This is a genomic window from Fibrobacter sp. UWR4, assembly GCF_003149045.1.
Lineage (GTDB): Bacteria > Fibrobacterota > Fibrobacteria > Fibrobacterales > Fibrobacteraceae > Fibrobacter.
Map to the genome: position 1 here is coordinate 97,571 of NZ_QGDU01000005.1, position 18,569 is coordinate 116,139.

The 18,569-nt window shown below is 48.0% G+C and carries 12 protein-coding genes; 3 read left to right on the plus strand and 9 right to left on the minus strand.

What is annotated here, in order from left to right; translation table 11 throughout:
• Positions 1-17 precede the first annotated feature (17 nt).
• Entirely contained in the window at positions 18-1,586 is a 1,569-nt protein-coding gene (locus BGX12_RS03380) for a biotin attachment protein (RefSeq protein ID WP_109734678.1), read from the plus strand.
• A gap of 178 nt (positions 1,587-1,764) precedes the next feature.
• Here BGX12_RS03380 and BGX12_RS03385 read toward each other — a convergent pair whose 3' ends face one another.
• The 6 genes from BGX12_RS03385 to BGX12_RS03410 form a co-directional block, all read right to left on the minus strand.
• Positions 1,765-2,403 carry a hypothetical protein gene (locus tag BGX12_RS03385; RefSeq protein ID WP_109734679.1) on the minus strand — a complete coding sequence of 213 codons (639 nt, stop codon included), beginning with the start codon at positions 2,401-2,403 and terminating at the stop codon, positions 1,765-1,767.
• A gap of 137 nt (positions 2,404-2,540) precedes the next feature.
• On the minus strand, positions 2,541-3,350 hold the full coding sequence (gene murI / locus BGX12_RS03390) for a glutamate racemase (protein ID WP_109734680.1): 810 nt from the start codon (positions 3,348-3,350) through the stop codon (positions 2,541-2,543).
• Complete coding sequence (locus BGX12_RS03395) at positions 3,347-5,542, minus strand: UvrD-helicase domain-containing protein (protein ID WP_109734681.1); 2,196 nt, start codon at positions 5,540-5,542, stop codon at positions 3,347-3,349. Before BGX12_RS03395 ends, murI begins: the two co-directional genes overlap by 4 nt.
• A 79-nt stretch (positions 5,543-5,621) precedes the next feature.
• On the minus strand, positions 5,622-6,623 hold the full coding sequence (locus BGX12_RS03400) for a lysylphosphatidylglycerol synthase transmembrane domain-containing protein (RefSeq protein WP_109734682.1): 1,002 nt from the start codon (positions 6,621-6,623) through the stop codon (positions 5,622-5,624).
• Positions 6,616-7,764 (minus strand): glycosyltransferase family 4 protein, encoded by a 1,149-nt coding sequence (locus tag BGX12_RS03405; protein WP_109734683.1) that lies wholly within the window; start codon positions 7,762-7,764, stop codon positions 6,616-6,618. The genes BGX12_RS03400 and BGX12_RS03405 overlap by 8 nt, the downstream gene beginning before the upstream one ends.
• Before the next feature lie 9 nt (positions 7,765-7,773).
• On the minus strand, positions 7,774-8,553 hold the full coding sequence (locus BGX12_RS03410) for a class I SAM-dependent methyltransferase (protein ID WP_109734684.1): 780 nt from the start codon (positions 8,551-8,553) through the stop codon (positions 7,774-7,776).
• Positions 8,554-8,796: 243 nt separating this feature from the next.
• Between BGX12_RS03410 and BGX12_RS03415 the strand changes: the two genes are divergently transcribed.
• On the plus strand, positions 8,797-9,609 hold the full coding sequence (locus BGX12_RS03415; RefSeq protein ID WP_073225501.1) for an RNA polymerase sigma factor RpoD/SigA: 813 nt from the start codon (positions 8,797-8,799) through the stop codon (positions 9,607-9,609).
• 351 nt (positions 9,610-9,960) lie between these two features.
• On the opposite strand, the gene BGX12_RS03420 is transcribed toward BGX12_RS03415, so the two are convergent.
• From BGX12_RS03420 to hemW, 3 genes are all read right to left on the minus strand, one after another.
• Positions 9,961-14,208: a hypothetical protein gene (locus BGX12_RS03420; protein ID WP_146196229.1), complete on the minus strand. Its 4,248-nt coding sequence runs from the start codon at positions 14,206-14,208 to the stop codon at positions 9,961-9,963.
• A 74-nt stretch (positions 14,209-14,282) separates the two neighbouring features.
• Positions 14,283-17,033: a hypothetical protein gene (locus BGX12_RS03425; RefSeq protein WP_109734686.1), complete on the minus strand. Its 2,751-nt coding sequence runs from the start codon at positions 17,031-17,033 to the stop codon at positions 14,283-14,285.
• Positions 17,034-17,162: 129 nt separating this feature from the next.
• The gene (gene hemW / locus BGX12_RS03430) at positions 17,163-18,320 is read right to left on the minus strand and encodes a radical SAM family heme chaperone HemW (protein ID WP_109734687.1); all 1,158 of its coding nucleotides are present in this window, start codon (positions 18,318-18,320) and stop codon (positions 17,163-17,165) included.
• Between the two features lie 66 nt (positions 18,321-18,386).
• Between hemW and BGX12_RS03435 the strand changes: the two genes are divergently transcribed.
• Positions 18,387-18,566: a hypothetical protein gene (locus BGX12_RS03435; protein WP_109734688.1), complete on the plus strand. Its 180-nt coding sequence runs from the start codon at positions 18,387-18,389 to the stop codon at positions 18,564-18,566.
• Positions 18,567-18,569: the final 3 nt, after the last annotated feature.

Below are 18,569 nucleotides of genomic sequence, written 5' to 3' on the forward strand. Positions count from 1 at the left end.
ACCCCATAGGATGACACATGAAAAAGATCAAATTCCAGGACACCTCCTTCCGTGATGGTTTCCAGTCTATTTTCGGTGCCCGCGTGTTCGCTAAGGACTTCATGCCGGCTGTTGAAGCTGCATGCCACGCAGGTATCACCCACTTTGAAGCAGGTGGCGGCGCCCGTTTCCAGGCCCTCTACCAGAACTGCGGCGAAGACGCATTCGACATGATGGACGAATTCCGTCGCGTTGTCGGCCCGAAGGCTCGCCTCCAGACCCTGGCCCGCGGTATTAACGTTGTGGCTCTTGCTCCCCAGCCCCGCGACATGATCAAGCTCCACGCTGACATGTTCAAGAAGCACGGCATGACCCGTATCCGTAACTTCGACGCCCTGAACGACGTGAACAACCTGATCTACTCCGGTAAATGCATTACCGACGCCGGTCTGGAACACGAAGTCGTAGTTACCATGATGGAACTTCCTCCGGGATGCGAAGGCGCACACGACCCCGAATTCTACGAACGCATCCTTAAGAACATCCTGGACGCAGGTGTTCCCTTCGCTTCCGTTTGCTTCAAGGACGCATCCGGTACCGCAAACCCCCGCAAGGTTTTCGAAACCTTCAAGCGCGCTCGTAAGCTTCTCGGCGACGACGTTGAACTGCGCATCCACAGCCATGATACCTGCGGTACTGGTGTGGCTCAGTACACCGCCGCTATCGAAGGTGGCGCTGATGGCGTTGACCTGGCTCGCAAGCCCCTTTCTGGTGGTACTTCCCAGCCGGACCTCTTCTCCATGTTCCACGCTCTCAAGGGCACCGACTACAAGCTGGCTCTCGGCGAAGACGGCATCGTTGACGATCACATCAAGGAATTGATGGACGCCAACAACGTTGCAGTGGAATGCCTCAAGGACTACAACTTCCCGCCCGAAGCTCGTCAGATCTCTCCGGACGTGATCTTCTCCCCCATGCCGGGTGGCGCACTTACCGCCAACACCCTCATGATGCGCGAAACCAAGACCTTCCACCTGTACGACAAGGTGATCAAGAACATGAGCGAATGCGTGGCTCGCGGTGGCTTTGCCTCTTCCGTGACCCCGGTTTCCCAGTTCTACTTCCAGCAGGCCTACATGAACACCATCAACGAAAACGCTGGTCGTGATCGTTGGTTCAAGATGACCGAAGGCTACGGCAAGATGCTCCTGGGCTACCAGGGCAAGACCCCGTGCGAACCGGATCCGGAACTGGTGAAGATCGCAGCAGACCAGTTCAAGCTGGAACCGTTCTCTGTGGCTCATCCGGGCGTCCAGTGCGCAGAAGAAATTCTGGAACCGGGTATTCCGGCTGCAAAGAAGCAGCTTGAAGAAAACGGTCTGCCTGTTACCGATGAAAACATCTTCATCGTCGGCTGTCTCCAGACCAAGGCTGGCAACAAGGGTATCGACTTCCTGAAGGGCGAACGCAAGATCGGCGTTCCCAAGAAGGACCCCAACGCTGCTCCGGCTGTGGACACCAAGAACATGAAGGCTGGTCAGGCTTCCACTTACCGTATCGCCCTCGGCAACCAGAGCTGGGACGTTCAGGTAAGCACCCTGAAGTAAGAATACGGCACTCGTCAGAGTGCCTGTAGTCGCTATTCCCGTTCTACGTGAATATAAAGAAGCCCCGCGATTGAATCGCGGGGTTTCTTATTTTCTCTACACAAAACAAAAAAAACCGGCTCATCAGAGACCGGTTTTTCGTTAGACTACCTCAGGTAGTCCTACCCACAAAGACGCATTAAGCTTCTTCCAGGGCTTCCTTATATTCGTCGACGGTAGCGATGTATTCGTCGATCATATCTTCCTTCTCGTCCAGATACTTAATGATCTGTTCCAGATGTTCCTTCTTGAACACAGCCTTCAGCTGGCGGGAAGCGTGACCACGATAGCCCCATTCCTTAAGGATTTCATCGGTTACGACGAAAGAATCGTTCATGGAAACAAAACGCATGGGACCATATACAGCCCAGTTGTGTTCCATCTGCATGCATTCCGGTTCTTCCAGTTCCGGATTAGCCATGTAACGCTGGATGTGGCGGGTACGGACATCCTTAATCTTATCGATGCGCATGTAACCCATGATCAGGTACTTATTGCGCATTTCAGAATCACTCAGGCCTTCGTAGCGAGTGCCAAACAGGATGTAACGGCTCTTTGCCTTGAGAATGGCGTTCACGGCCTTCACATTGTAGCAACTCATGAGACCATAGGTGCTGGTTTCATAGTTCGGTTCGTAAAGGAAGCCCTTACCATTTTCATTCAGCTGGTCGCGAACAGGCACTTCGGAAGTGTGGCTAGTTTCGACATAGAGCAAGCTACCAGCGGCGTTACCACGGTAGTCCTGCCAACCATCAAGGTTAATCTGAGTTTTCGGCATCTTATTTACTTTCCAATCGATTAGGTTAAACTTAGACTGCCCCGAACAGACGCTCGGAGTAGCCCCTTATTATAAAACTCAACAGGCGGGTCGAACAACGACCCGTCGATTATTACACGCAAGATACAATTTACTGACTAAAAAGTCAACGACTCAGCACAAATATCGCTCATTCCAAAGAGATTTGCCCCTTTTTCGAAGAATTTTGCGGTATCTGTAGTCAAAAAACTGGTTTTTCCAGTTTTTGTAAGGCGAATTTCAATTTCTGGATGACGCTTTAGGTAATCCACTGTCTTGTGGGCAACAATGTCGCCCTGGAATACGGGACGAACTCCGGCAGGCAGTGCCTTACGGATTTCCGCTTCCAGCAGAGGATAATGAGTACAGGCTAAAAGCACCGCGTCGATTTCCGGATCCTCCTTCATAAGGGCATTCACTTCCTTCTGAACGAAGAACTGTGCACCTTCCGTCCCCCTCTCGCCATACTCCACTAGAGGAACCCACATGGGGCAGGCGTGCTGGGTAACTTTCAAATTCGGATAGAACCGATTAATTTCAATGGTATAACTACCGGAGGAAACCGTTCCCGCCGTAGCAAAAATCCCGATATGTCCTGTCTGGCTAAAATTGCCGGCTTCTTCTGCCGTCGGGCGAATAATGCCAAGGACGCGGCGATCCGGAAACTCAAAAGGCAACACATCCTGCTGAATACTACGGAGAGCGCGAGCCGAAGCCGTATTGCAGGCAAGAATTACCAGAGGGCAGCCCCTGCTGAAAAGTTCACGGACAGCCTGCAGCGTGTAGCGATAAATGGTCTCGAAACTGCGGGAGCCATAGGGTGCACGGGCGTTATCTCCCAAATACAGGTAATCGTATTCCGGCAGGGCCTTCTGAAGGTCCCTTAGGATCGTTAATCCTCCAAAGCCGGAATCGAACACACCGATCATAGAGCGGCACTCATCTTGTCACGAAGTGCAAACATCACATCCTTCTTCAAGTCAAAGGACTCATTCTTCTTCATGGCAGCAAGATCCACCGGATCCATGATCTGGACAGACACCTTGCAGCGTTTGGAACTCTTACGCTGTTCCCAAGTAGCACCAGAACCACGAATGACCAGCGGGAGGATGATGCCGTCATTTTCCGCAGCGAACCTGAAGGCGCCACTCTTGAACGAGCCCAACTTGCCATCCTTACTGCGGTGACCTTCGGGGAAGATAAAGATTCGCGCACCCTGACCGCGTTCCGCAATAGCCTTACGGATTGCAATAGCCGCATTACCGCTACTTCGGTCAATCAGGACGCAGCCAATACGGGTCATCCAGAAACGAAGAAATGGAATACGTCCCAAAGTCTTCTTGGCCACAAAACCAATCGTCTTCTGGATGGAAAGGAACACAATAGGAATGTCAACGAAGGAACTATGGTTGCCAATGACAAATACAGGACGATTCCAATCCACCGACCCAAGCTTTGCCTGGTCATCAATGGTCAAATCAATACGGAGACGTCTCATGCAATAGGCGCCAAATTCCTGAATTTTACGATCCACCCAGACCTTGGAGTTTTTTCCATAGCGGATCAGCACGTAAGGAACCTTAACAATCTGTACGAACATATAGCCGAACACGGTAAGGATGGCCCAAATTCTAAAAAGCAACATTGGCATAACAGAATCCGTCTGAGGTTGACTTTTCGGTAGGAATCGGGAACGCTTGTACTTACGAAGGCGCCCTTTCCAGAATCTTTTCCTGCAATATAACAAAATCAGGTAAGCTTCCGCTCGGGTGACCCCCACATAATACAGCCTTCGTTCCTCATCCAGTTGTTTTTTCCGTTGGCGGCGATTTCCAGTACACTCTCCTGGAGTAAGATCCTCCGCCATGCCGGCATAATAGACTACCGCATACTGCAAACCTTTGGAAGCATGAACCGTCTCCACATGGACGCCATCATCTACAGTCACCTCCCCCTGGTCCCCTACATCCACCACATCTCCAAAAACAGGGATGTTGTAATCCCGAAGAGCTTCTTCATAATAAAGACGCTGTCGGTTGTACCGAACAAGAATGGCGAAGTTTTTCCATTTCAAGTCGTAACCCATTCGCAGTTCCTTGATGGAAGCCACGATCTTCAGAATTTCTTCAACAGGATTGTCCGATTCCCACACTTCCGGCCTACGGTTCTCCGTATACAAAGGATTCCCGCCAGACCCTTTGGAGTTTCCTGCCCGCAATACCTTCTGAAGATGGAGAGGCTTGTTCTTGAAAATCTCATTAGCCAGATAGAGAACATTGGGAACAGACCGATAATTCCATTCCAGGCGAATCAAGGTACTATCCTTGAAATCATCGCAGAAACGATTGATGTTTCCAATATCCGCTCCTCGGAAGCCATAAATAGCCTGGTCATCATCCCCCACTACAAAAAGGGATTTCCTATCTCCAAGCAGATTTTTCACCATACGGTACTGGGAAGGATTAATATCCTGATATTCATCCACCAGAATTTCAGTCCATTGTTCCCTAAAATAACCAGCGGCACCTTCATTCGTCTCCAACAATTTGATGGCCAGATAAATCAAGTCTTCAAACACCACCTTTCCCGAACGAAGAACCTCCTTCCGCAAGGGTTCCACTTTTGAAAGTACATATCTCGGCAAATCATCGGAGAAAAGATTTTCACGGGACAAGGTCCCCGGTTTCAGTTTAGTCTTCTTGATTTGCTGCAGGAATTCACGATCCGAGGATTCCGTAGGCGACGGCATTTTTTCAAAGCCTAGAATTTGATACGCCGGAATCGTATCCGCCTGTAATTTTGACAAGCCGCAAGGAATCTCGCTTTTCAAAATATGCAACGCCAGGGAATGGAACGTACAGAGCCTAACCCCTGCATTGGGAAAAAGTTTCTGTACACGTTCCCGCATTTCCGCCGCGGCCTTCGCCGTAAAGGTTAAAGCCAGAATTTTTTCCGGTTGAACACCGCAGAGAATGCGATACTGAATACGCTTTGTTAAAACAGATGTTTTTCCAGAACCCGCTCCCGCCAAAATTAAAAGCTGGGAGTCCTTTTCATGGTCGTGTAACACGGCCGCCCTCTGGTCTCCATTCAATCCAGAGAGGATGCTCTCTGCATCCATATTTCCTCGATAAAGTCGGGACACATTCCCCGCATATAATGGTGCAGGTGCAGTGCCACCTTAATCTATAAAAGACGAATTACTTTTCGTCTGCAGAAGATCCCTTAGGTACACCCCCTCCCAACAGGAAGAGGAATGCGCCAACAAGGCTCAATATAAGGCTCACCAGGTAAGCCAAAAGCTGAATTACCACGGAGGGTAAATTTGCCACGCCGGCTCGAGCAAACAAAGACTGAGCCAGCAATTCACGAGGACCAAAGCCGCCAATAGAAATAGGCAGGGCACTCACAATGGCTACCAGCGGAATGTAGTAGAAATACCAGGACATGGAAAGATCCACACCCACAGCAATTCCACAGAAGTAATGAACGAAAATTCGAAGGGACTGCGTAATCGCAGACAGCACATTAATGGAAATCCACAACTTCACGGAACGGAACTGTTGAAAACGTTTGAACATGTGCATCAGACGTTCAGATATCTTTGCAGGAAGGAACTTGGTCATCAGCCTACAGACAAGGCCCCCCAGGCGACGGCTAAACAGGGATGCAAACAGCATGCAGAACCCAAGGCAAATCCACAGGGAAGGCCACATGAACGCACGTTGTTCCGGATCATGAACAAAGAACAGCAGACCAACGGCAAGTGCAAACAACGTAATAAAGAACAGGCCGAACAGGCGATCAAAGAAGGTAGCCGTAAGTCCGGCACCTACCGTATCCTGTCCACCTTGCATACGAATATCATAAACCTTCTTGGCATCTCCACCCACATTGCCCGGCATAAAGTTATTAAAAAACAGGCCTACGTAGTAAAGCTTCAGCAGGCGCGCATAACTCAAATGAACATCCTGTTTTTCAAGGAGAAGTTTCCATTGAAGGCAAGCCGTAAAGTTGGAAATGCCCAAGCAGGCGATAGCAAGTACCAGCGGCACCGCACTCTTGGACGAGAACAATTCATACAGGTCTTCAATATTCCAGTCCGGAGCCAGCACGATATTGCGGTACACGAAGTAAGCAGGAACCAAGGTCACCAGCAACTTCAGACAGAACACCAAAAATGATTTCAACTTACTATTCATCTTCGGCTACCGCACTAACCTGATGTTCAATCACAAGATCCTGCAGCAAATTGGTCGTAAGTTCCGCTGCAGTTTCCCAGCGGAATTCATCCACATAAGCCCTGGCCGCTTCCTCGAGACGCGTTCGCAGATCATCGTTACAATAAAGACGATCCATCTCGGATGCACAGGCAACAGCATCACCTGCCTGGAAAAGCAAACCCGTTTCACCGTTACGAACACTGTCTCGAAGGCCAGGTACATCACTAGCAATGGTTGTCGTACCAAGCTTGGCCGCTTCTACCACAGTCAGGCCCCAGCCTTCCTTATAGCTAGTCTGCAGCAAGGCAACCGCCCCTGCCAGAAGTTCCCGCTTTCTTTCTCGGGAAACAAAGCCAAGCAGTTCAACCCGATCAGAAAGATTGTGCAATTTCAGCCAGGCAGGAATTTTTTTCAGAAGAGGACCATCTCCCGCCACCATCAATTTCACATCAGAATGCTGTTTCGCAAATTCTTCAAAAGCTTCCAGCGCAGTCCATATTCCCTTGTACTTATGGACCCTAGACAGCCAGAGGAAATAAGGAATACCCGATGGGCACTTCACAGGTTTTTCGCTTTCAGAATCTGCACCGCAGTCATCGGATCCATTATAAATCACGGCAATACGATCTTCGTCAATACCTATTTCAGAAAGCTCACGTTTTGTACTGGAGCTAACCACCACAAAATCCTGCTTGCGATAGAACAGTGGAATGATTCGTTCAAAGAACCAAACCCCAAAAGCAACCGGGAAAAACGCCTCGTGGAAAATGGAGCCACGCCACAAATGATGCATCTGCACCAACACAGGCTTCTTCACAAAGAAGTGGGAGAATACGGGAAGCTTGTTCAAATCTTCCACAACTACATCGAAGCCAAACTCACGGTCCAGTTTCCCAAGGTTCAACGCGCAATTCAACTGGAACATCAAATCGCCGCCTTTACGGACAACCTGAATTCCATCCACCACTTCACGTTCCTTAGCACCCTTAAAAGACGTCGTGAACAAGACCACCTGATGACCAGCCTTGGCTATCAGGGAAAAAATTTGATGCAAGTGTTTTTCTGCACCGCCAGCGGCGGGATGCAAACGATCACGATAATTGACGACAAGTATGTTCAAGTTTAATACTTAGGGCTTACGACCCAAGACCCCAATACAAAGCTGAGTATAATGCATCAACGGAACAGTGGAGAGGGTATCCAGAATGGAATCCTTCATCTTCTGGTAAGCCGTTCCCTGGAGCGGATACTTCGGCAATTCGACACCAATCTTGAAGCAGGCTTCACGAAGCATGCGATAATAGAGATTGGGCCGCATCCAGTCACCGTATGTATAAACACACTTGAAGCCGCCATCGCGCATAAGCTTCTTCAGTTCCGGCATGGTGAACTGGGTTTCCCAGCCGGCGAACCACTTATCCATGGCGATCAGGATATGCTTGATAATCGTATAAGGATGCACAGTCTGAGGAACATCGCAAAGGCAATGGCCACCGTGCTTCAAAATACGGTAGTTTTCCTTAATCAGAGGAAGGGGATCCTTAAAATGTTCTGCCAGGCCCTGATGGAAAACAAGATCAAAAGTGCAATCCGGGAACGGAGCCTTAAAGGCGTCGCCTCGAACCAAGTGCAAATTATCAAAGAGCTGTTCCTTGTTACGTAAGGAATCCACAATTTTAAGACTATTTTCGGCAAAATCAAGAACGTAAACGTCAGCACCTAGGCGAGCCAGTTCCGCACTATCGCGACCAGTACCAGCGCCTACCTCCAGGATTTTCATCCCTTCAACCTTAAAATTCTTCTTAATAGTCTGAAGCACCGACGGGGAGGAAGGATAGACCTTGTCCATGTCGTTCTTGCGCTTCCAAAAACGATTCCATACTGATTGATCAGGTTCTTTGATTGACATAGCGTGGAAAATATACGAAATGTTTCCGCTCTTAATTACCACTAATGATGGGACACATGTCTAAAAAGCCACACAAAAATAGTCACAAAACAATTACAAAGAAATAATTTTGCTACATTTAGTCATAAATAAATGACGTTTTATAGCTTTTAAATTAGGTTTTAACGCAATCTTCTTAATTTTTTACATAATTGGCACGCAACTTGCTTTAAAATAAACGATATTAAGAGTAAGGTTTACCAAATGCATATTGATTCTACAGATACTACTCTAAAAAGATACCTTGAAGATATTCGTCGCACCGCACCTCTTTCTCGTGAAGAAGAACAGATTCTCTTCCAGAAGGCAAAGGAAGGCGACAAAATTGCCCGAAAGAAGCTCATTTCCGCTAACATGCGATTTGTTTTGAAGGTTGCCATCCAGTACCGTGGTTGCCCCATCCCCCTGCCGGACCTGGTTAGCGAAGGCGCTATGGGCCTCGTTCGCGCCATCGAATCCTTCGAACACACTCGTGGTCTCAAGTTCATTTCTTACGGCGTATGGTGGATTAAAGCCTATATTACACGCGCTATTAACGAACAGGGCAACCTGATTCGTCTTCCCGCAAACCAGCATCTCCGTGTGCGTAAGGCCCTGCACGAACAGTCCCGCGGTAAGGAAATCAACGAAGAAATCCGCGAACTCATCCAGATTGGCCAGCGTGGCGTTTCTTTTGACAGCCCCCTGAAGGCGGACTCCAAGGCTACTTACGCCGAAGTGCTCCCCGATGGTGGCGCATCCAATCCGGAAGCAGAATCCGAAATCCAGAGTGTGGAAGCACTGGCTCGCGATCTTATGGAACAGCTGCCGGAACGCGAAGCAAAGGTCATTACCGGCATTTTCGGTATCAATCAGGAAGCTCCGCAGACACTCCGTGAAGTGGGCGAATCCATGAACATTTCCCACGAACGCGTCCGTCAGCTCCGTGACCAGGCCCTGCGTCGTATCCGCAAGTACAACAGCAAGGAATTCCTCCAGGAAAAGAAAGACGCATTTTTGGCAGCCATCAACAAGTGATGGCTCAGGAGGCTCCGCCCCCTGGACTCCTTGGCAGACGGCAATAGCCGTCTGCGTTTTCTTTAGAGACCGAAGGTTTACATCCTCGCCGCTATTAACAAATAGCCGCTTAGACGCAAGGGACTCCGTCCCTTGGAACCCTTGGCCTGCAACGCTCTGTTGCAGGCGTTTTTATTTGGTGACGAGGTTTTATCGCAGTTATCAACAAGTGATGGCTCAGGAGGCTACGCCCCCTGGGTTCCTTGGCAGACGGCGATAGCCGTCTGCGTTTTCTTTAGGGATTTTTTAAGTTTTCCAAATAAAAAGGCTCTCGCGGGTGTGGCGAGAGTCTTTTTTTGAAATTTTCAGGATTTACTTTTTAGAACGTTTCTTGCGACGAACGCCCCACTTATCCTTGATTTCTTCTTCGATCTTCTTCTTGTCGTAGCGAACGATCATCTTGAACTGGACGTTGTAAACGCCGGTTCCGACAAAGCGGCCACGATGGTCCTTATAGTTCCAGTTAACGAACACCTTCTTATCCGTTTCCAAGCAGTTGCCACCAAACTTGGGGCTATTGCACTGAACCGTAATTACGGTATCGTTGACATACTGGCCGAGATGGTCTGTATAGTTCACGATGAAGGAGATGAACACATCTTCCGGCTTCAGGGAATCCAGAGCGGACGGATCATAAGAACCATCGGCAGAAATCTGCGCACGATCCAGGAGTTGCGGGACAAAACGTTCGCCCAGCTGTACCAACTGCCCTAAGGCGCCTTCCTTCTCCATATCTTCCTTCGTAGTAGAGCCAGGCACATAGCGGAGGTTTACGGAACTTACGGTCTGGAGGGTATGGCTTTCCTTATCACCTTCGTCCACCACACGATCATCGCTAGCATCAAAGGTACCCATATTGGTAGCTTCCACCAGATGGTTCAGCAAGCCGCCAATAACCACCGACTGGGGGTTTTCACCAGCAATGTTACCATAGTTGTCGCGGATAGCATCCTTATCGCCCTTACGAACCAGCAAGGAGTCACCCGGAAGGATTGTAGCGATAGAGCCGTCTAGAATCAACTTGGCAGACAAACCATCGGAAGACCAGTCAATGCGAGTAGGATTCAGCTCAATCACTTCAGAACCATGAATGAAGGAGAAGAAGTCGTCACCCTTCAGATCCTTCGTCATGATTGGTTCGGTGAAGACGATAACCAAGGTGTCAGCCTTCTTGCCGTAATCCAAGGTAGCGCGAGCAATCACAGGAGACATCTTATCCACCAGCGGAGCAGTTTCTTCGCTCACGAAGGTTTCACCGAAGATGGAATAATAGGTATAGACGTTTGCTTCGGGCAGCTTTTCACTAATACTAGTGACACCTTCCGCCAGACGGGTTGTGGAGCGGACCTTCCAGATAACGCGGGTAGAGTCGTTAGGATCGATTTCCAGATCAGCAGGCTGAGCCTGAAGCTGAATCATCATTCCGCGATAGCTGTACCAGGGATAGGACATGTACAGCGCACCATCAATATCCTCCCTAGCAAGCTTGGAGTCAAACACGCTTACAATCTGGTCAAGAACACCATCGCCATCGGTATCCCAGTATTCCACATTCTGGACAGCAGGGAACCGATCCACCACAGTTACAGGAATTTCACGATCATATTCATCCGAGGTAATGTAAGGTAATTCAGAGAAGGTTGCATTGGGATGGAGAGAAACGCTATCCTTCATGTCACCCTTAAGACCGAGGGAATCACCAACCAGAATCACGATATCCTTAGCAGGCATATAAACCTTGGAAATCTGATCCAGGTCAAAGCCATATCGTTCGGCTTCCTGCTTGAGCATAATCAGCATTTCAGGAGAACCGATATCCACGGGAATCAATTCAATATTGAACTGCAGGAACAAGGAATCCTTACCATGAACATCGCGAATGGCATAGGCATCCTTAATCACACTGCTACCCACCTTAATAACATTGGTGCTACGAACATGAGAGGAACCAGTGCCCTTATCCTTATAGGACATAATTGCCACAGCGCCTTCCACTGGGAACTTTTCAGATTCCGGCAAATCCAGGCCGCTTACATCAACAATAATGCGATCCTTAGCATCATTCAAGGACGGGTTCACACACTTCAATGTATCACCGTTCACCACGAGCCATACATTTTCCAGTTCGTAAGAAGCAGTCAATGTATCCTTCAGGAGAATTTCCAGGTAATCCAAATCCATGTCACCATTGGTATCCTTAATAAAGCCCTTATGAGCTTCGGGAACAGGATCGAAGAAATTGATGTTATCGATGACAACCTTAGAGGTGCTACCAACAACCTTGATGGAACCACCCTCCACCACCTGATCGGCAGTTACAAATATGGTTATAGTGCCATCCGTATTCTTCTTAATGGCATCCACCTTTTCACCAGTGACAGGGTCAAGCACCTTAACTGTACCACTACCAATGATTTTCAAGGAATCTTCACCATTAAAGTACTCATCCACCTTATCTTTATCCAATGTGATAGCGACAATGTCACCAACCCTTGCAGAATCCTTACCGGAATCATAACGCAAATCATGAGGCAAACCAGTAGGATTATCACCCAGCAAGTAGTTGTTGCCATTAATGACCTTTATATTGGGATTGCTAGGATCCGGATCGGCAGGAACAAGAACAACCGTACCGGAGACAATCTCATCGCCCCTTTCAAAATCTTCGGGGCTGGGATAGGATTCTTCAGGAGTCAATTCTTCAATTTCAAAGTCTTCTACACCAATATAGCGGTTAGAGGAACTGGATTTTCCATTTCCACTGCTGGAAGAACCTTCTCCAGGATTTCCAGAACCAGAAGAGGAAGGATTGTCAGAACCGCTGGAGCCAGGAACGGAGCCAGAAGAAGAGGGATCGCCAGAGCCGCTGGAGCCAGGAACGGAACTAGAAGATGAAGGATCGCCAGAGCCGCTGGAGCCAGGAACGGAACCAGAAGATGAAGGATCGCCAGAGCCGCTGGAACCAGGAACGGAACCAGAAGAAGAGGGATCGCCAGAGCCGCTGGAGCCAGGAACGGAACCAGAAGAAGAGGGATCGCCAGAGCCGCTGGAGCCAGGAACGGAGCCAGAAGAGGAGGAACCCACAGAACCGCTAGAACCAGGAACAGAGCCAGAAGAGGAAGAACCTACAGAGCCACTAGAGCCGGGACCAGGAATGGTTCCAGAAGAAGAAGAAACCTTGTTAGAGCTGCTAGAAGCAGGCTTGCTACTACTAGAAGATTCTTCATAAACCTGCAAAGAAGAACTGCTCTGAGAAGCGCTACTCATAATTTCAAAGTCTGAACCAGAACCAGCGGCATCACGATCCACCACCACTCCAGTAAGAGGAGCAAGATCATCTAGATAGTTGTCAATCCACTGCACATGAATCAGCACATTGTCATTAATGTGCTTCTGAGGATTTGAGGTATAGTCAACGAACACCATATGTCCCGAGTTGCTGGCAACAAACAGGTGACCATAACCATCTACAGTACCCTGATCCAGGCGCCATCCCACGTAACCACCATCATTGGTTCTAGGAAGCGTCATATTGTCCAAAGTTTCAACGAAGAACATTTTTCGAAGGTCAATGGTTGCAACAACTTTTGCCTTCATTTCACCATTTTCACGATACGGCAGAATCTGCACAATGCGAGAACCACCAAAGACAAATATGGTCTTGGAATAGGGATCATAGGTTCCACCATGTGCACCTTCCAGAGAATCAATCAGGATCTTTGTTCTAAAAGTGGTAATAACAGAATCACCAATGTTCCCACCAACGGCATCGCGATTATCAGCAGTTACCAATGTCTTAACAGTGTCCGTGATCATAGCAAAATAGGCACCCGCTTTTCTTGATTTTACAGAAGCCTCATCGCACAAAGCGCCCGTATTCGCATTAGCTTCACAGCCACCACCATAATAATTGGAATAGGTATAGAAGGCAGTACCCTCATTATCCCAAATAAGAGTTGCAAGAGCATCATCATTACGGCGTGATCCCTCAGCAGCTTGCAAATGGACTCGATACCCCTTTTCAGCGAAATTATTCTTATTGATCCCCACCCTAGTATCAAAACGGAACAGAGGACCAGGGATACCTGCACCCCACAAAACTTCCTGGGTAGGATCCATCATCAAATGCCAAAAACCAGAGGTAGAGGTAGCCGGCGTTGCAGTTGCCACCAAGCACTTACCACCATCCTTCTTCGCAGTTTTACTGACTTTATGGACAAATCTTCCTTGGGCGGCAATAAGCAAGTCACCATCGGGATGGTGAACAATACCATCTGCACCAATAAGGCCATCACCTTCCGCGCCATGGTCCATGCCTTCCTTACTATTACCCGTGCAAAGCGTCTCCCTTTTTTTAGGGTTCATGAGTAACCGACCACCACCATCATACTGATAGTCGATGCTCTTTACACGATCTTGTCCAGCATACTTTGTATAGTACAGCGTAGCCTTGGAGCCATTGTGAGCAATCAGGTCTCCTATCTGCTGGATCCAGATACCCGTTGCCGGATTTTCCGGAGCGTCGTACGTAACATCACCAGCCACGGCAGAAACTGCCATGAACATCAATAAAGTTGAGATATATTTTGTTGTTTTCAACATATCGCTAACCTCTGAAATCCTCTTTGGGCGGCTCACTTCCTGGAACCAGTAATGCCCCACCTAAAGACTCTTTCAATCAAAAATTCTTCCTTTGCACCAAATACTTTTACCTTGAACTTGGCAAGATAAACACCTACTCCAACCTTACGGCCGTCATCGGAACGCATATTCCAGCGGACATAAAGCTTGTCGGGATTTTCAAAACAGTTTCCTTCAAAGAATTCGTCATCACAGGCTATCTTTCCGGAAGCGCTTCCCACATAGACACCCATATTGGTGTAGACGTAAAGTTCCCAGACAAGACCGCTGTTTTCAAGATCCAGGACGCTCGCACCGGAGTCGCTATTCATAATGGTAGAGAAACCCACATCCATCAGTACGCCCAGAGAAGCAGCATTATCCTTGTCCAGGGAAGTCTTCACATGGTCAATGGTAAACGGTTTCACACGGTCACTCAGTTCTTCTGCGCGATTCAAATCAGCAAAGGAAGTTGTCTGCATAATGACGCGAGGATCCCCCTCTACCATTACGGAAGGAGCCTGTTCAGAAACGCGGTTACCGTTAGCATCCACAAGACCACTGGTAAAGTTGTCAAACTTCACGGAATCTGCAGGATTCATACGTTCCGCCAGATCCGTTCCTGCTTCCATATAGAAAGTCGCCTTACGACCTCCGTCGCTCCATTCCACAGAAGTCAGACTATAGTGAATCCAGGCACCATCCACATAGAAGGACAGGCAATCGTCTGTCATGGAGAACTTTTCATAATCGATCGGTTCAGAGAAAGTCACCACAAACTTGTCCGGAGACATGTACTGGAAGGATTCCGGATTAAGGAAGTTGCTGGCGATAACCGGCGCCATATAATCGTTCATTTCAAAGCGAACTTCTTCCGTAGTATCCTTTCCATCGATAGTCACCTTATTGGAAAGCGTTGCGTATCCATATTCCCTACCATCAGAAGTCTTGGACACTCGAGTCGGATCCACTGCAGTAAGTTTTTCCATCACATCGTAGGACTTAGGATCAATGGAGAATCCAAGAACAGTTCCATCAGAAGAAAGGGTCAAATCACGAGGAGAAGGATTCAGTTCAATCACATCACCATCGTTATCCAGCCAGTAGAAGGTGAGATTCATGTTCTTCAGGTCATCTTCCGTAATGGGAGTTTCAAAACCTACGGAAACGCTATCCAGACGACCATCACCATCACGATCGTAGAAGCCGTTATTTTCGCTCATATAGATACGGCCAGAATTCTGAACAGGAACTTCCTGATTGTTCTTGCTGGTGGGAATTCCATCTGCAGCCGTCAGAATTCCATCCGGACAGGCGTCCTTTCCACAGTCCGTTTCAATCTTCACCTTATCACCCACAGACACAACGCCAGAAGCTACCAGGAATTTCCAGACATTTCCATCCTTCTGGATGGCTTCTGCATAAATGCGCTCCCCATTCAGTTTCAGGCCTTCCCCCTCAGTCCAGGATTCATCCACATCCTTATTGAAGCGAACAATCAAGGTATCCGTATCGCCACTACCCTTTACCAGAGTGGCAACCTGAATTACAGCACCGACGCTATCCTTAATGTTCGTGCGCAGAGTGTCGCAACGATTCCCCACAGAGGAACAGACATAGGCCTTCAATACACCGGAAGCATCCTTGTCCTGGAGAGCCTCGTCAATATCAGGCAGACCAAACTGGTCTCCAGTGCGAGTTTCATCTCCGGAATACTTCTTGAACTTATCGCCAGAGGGCCAGTTGTAGAAGAAATCCTTCACATCCACGGAATCCATGTTACCGGCAAACTGGACAGAAATGCTATCGCCCATACCATCGCCATCGGTATCAAAGATGACGGCGCTTTCCAAATCCGGCAGATCAGGATTACCAAATCGAAGTTCACCAGGGAATGGACCTTCTACAAAGTACTTTTTGGAATCCCCTGGATTCTTGTAACCACTCAATGTAAAATTGGAGCCATCCGTAACAGATGCAGATGCGTAGACCAGGAAGCTGCTCTTACCCTTACTGAAGATAACGTAAGCCTTTCCGTTTGCAGTTTCCAAGTCAGCACCGGAAAGGGTCTTGAAAATCAAATTGTCACTATCCCCAAATGTGGATACGTAAAACTTTTCCTTATCCACAGTCGTATCTACGGCATTGGCATCAGGGCCGATCGTCACAACAGCTTCCACATCGATCTGCAGAGAATCCCCGACCTCCAGTTGCAGTTTGGTTGCATCCGTGACCTCCTCACCAGCGACATAATATTTCAGAGCAGGAGCATAGATGTTGTAAATGCGGGAAGTATCGGGTTTAGCAGAGGGAGAACTAGCAGTACCGACAGGAATGTTAACATAAGGATACATTCCCTTGATGCCGAAGTTCGCAAGAGCTCTTTCGCCAGAATTTACCTTATCCAGATTATGGACAGAATCCCCAATGGCACCTTCATAGCGGAAGAGATAAATGGAATCGTTGTCAGCCAAAGGCGCATACACATAGAAGTCAGTATTTTTCAGCGCGTATTGACGAGAATTTATCTTAACGGCGTCCGCAGACAGCGTATCTTCGTCATGGGCTTCAACAAAAAGACTAAAACCCTGAGACCTTAAAACGCGCAGATAGACACAACGTCCGTCCGGAGAACCATCATAATTGACGCAGTCAACATCTTTAACCTTGGAGGATTCATCGCCTTCCGCAGCAAAAGTACCTGTTGCAAGCAAAAGCAGCAACAGCCCTAAAAGCTGAAAAATATGTTGACGACTACCCCACATGTTCAACCTCAAATTCCGGGTACGGATATTCGTACCCCATACATTAATCAAATGTATGTTTTTTTTTGCATTCCATTAAATGAAAATAAGCCCCTGTGACTCATATCTCAGGGTTTTGCACACGGAACCCTATTCCAACTTGGAACAACGGTTCGCAAGGTCCGTAACAATATCGTCCATAAAGATCCAGCCCCTGTCCTGAAGCCGGATGTTAACGGTCTCAGGAGAATCCGTCACCTGCAAATACCCATGCTTTAACCACTTTTCCAAAGCACAATTCGGGAGTTTATATCCCAGTTTTTCCAGTTCCAACAGGTCTAAGCCGGAGGATTGCCTTAGGGATAGCCAGAAGAGCTCCATCAGGACGTCATCTTCGGACAATTCATCGACCGCCAGGAGTTTCTCCGGAGCCCCATTCCTCACGTAATCGCGCCACCTAGGGTATATCTCTGGAGCAAAAAAACGCCTATTCCCTACATAGCTGTGAGCGCCCGGTCCAAAACCGGCATATTCGCCCCGTTGCCAATAATTTTGATTGTGAATACTTTCAAAGCCTGGCTTTGCAAAATTGGAAACTTCATATCGTGTAAATCCTTTTCTATCAAGGAGTTCCACACCACCGTTATACATCGGTTCATAAAGATCTTCATCTATTTTGAAGATTTCTTTCTGAACTTTTTGACCAAGAATTGTTCTGGGATTTACAGTCAGCCCGTAAAAACTGATATGGGTCAGAGGGAACTCACTAAGACGATCCACATCCCTAAGGAAACCTTCCACGGACTGTCCAGGCAAACTAAACATCAAATCCCCGGAAACGCGAATTTCAGGACAATCCGTCAAAAGACGAAGCGCCGCCTCCCCCGCCTCTACCGAATGGGCTCGTCCAATCCGGGCAAGCAGTTCCTGATCAAAGGTCTGAAGCCCTAAACTGAACCGTTTTACCCCCAATTTCAGGGCATTTTCTACTGTTTCAGGAGTGGTGGACTCCGGATTAAACTCCATGGAAATCTCTCGAAGCCCCGAAATGTTCACCCCAACGGACTGGAGGCTGCCAAATACCTGGCTGAGACAATCTGACGGCAGCATAGAAGGCGTTCCGCCCCCCAAATATAAAGTTTCCGCAGTTTTCAACAATCCTGGGTGACGGTTTTCATAAAGCTCAATTTCACGACAAACCAGGTCTGAATACTCCTGAAACAGTTTCTCACTGGCAGGAAGTACGCGAAAATCGCAATAATCACAAACTTTTTTGCAAAAGGGAATGTGAATATACAGGCTAAACATGCTTTTTATGACAAAAAAAATTCTAAACTTTGTTTTCTTTTTGAAAATTTAGATTATATAAAGGATATGGATAACGAGAATAAAAAAACTTGGAAGAAAAAAATCAAGAAGAAGCTGCCGCTCCTTCTGTTTTTGACGTTATCTACCATTATCTTCTTTCTGGCGTCCACCTTGCTTCTGGACGATTCCTACAAGGACATCATCCTGATCGCCATGTTCTGGGCATTGCCCCTGTTTATCCACTAGCGG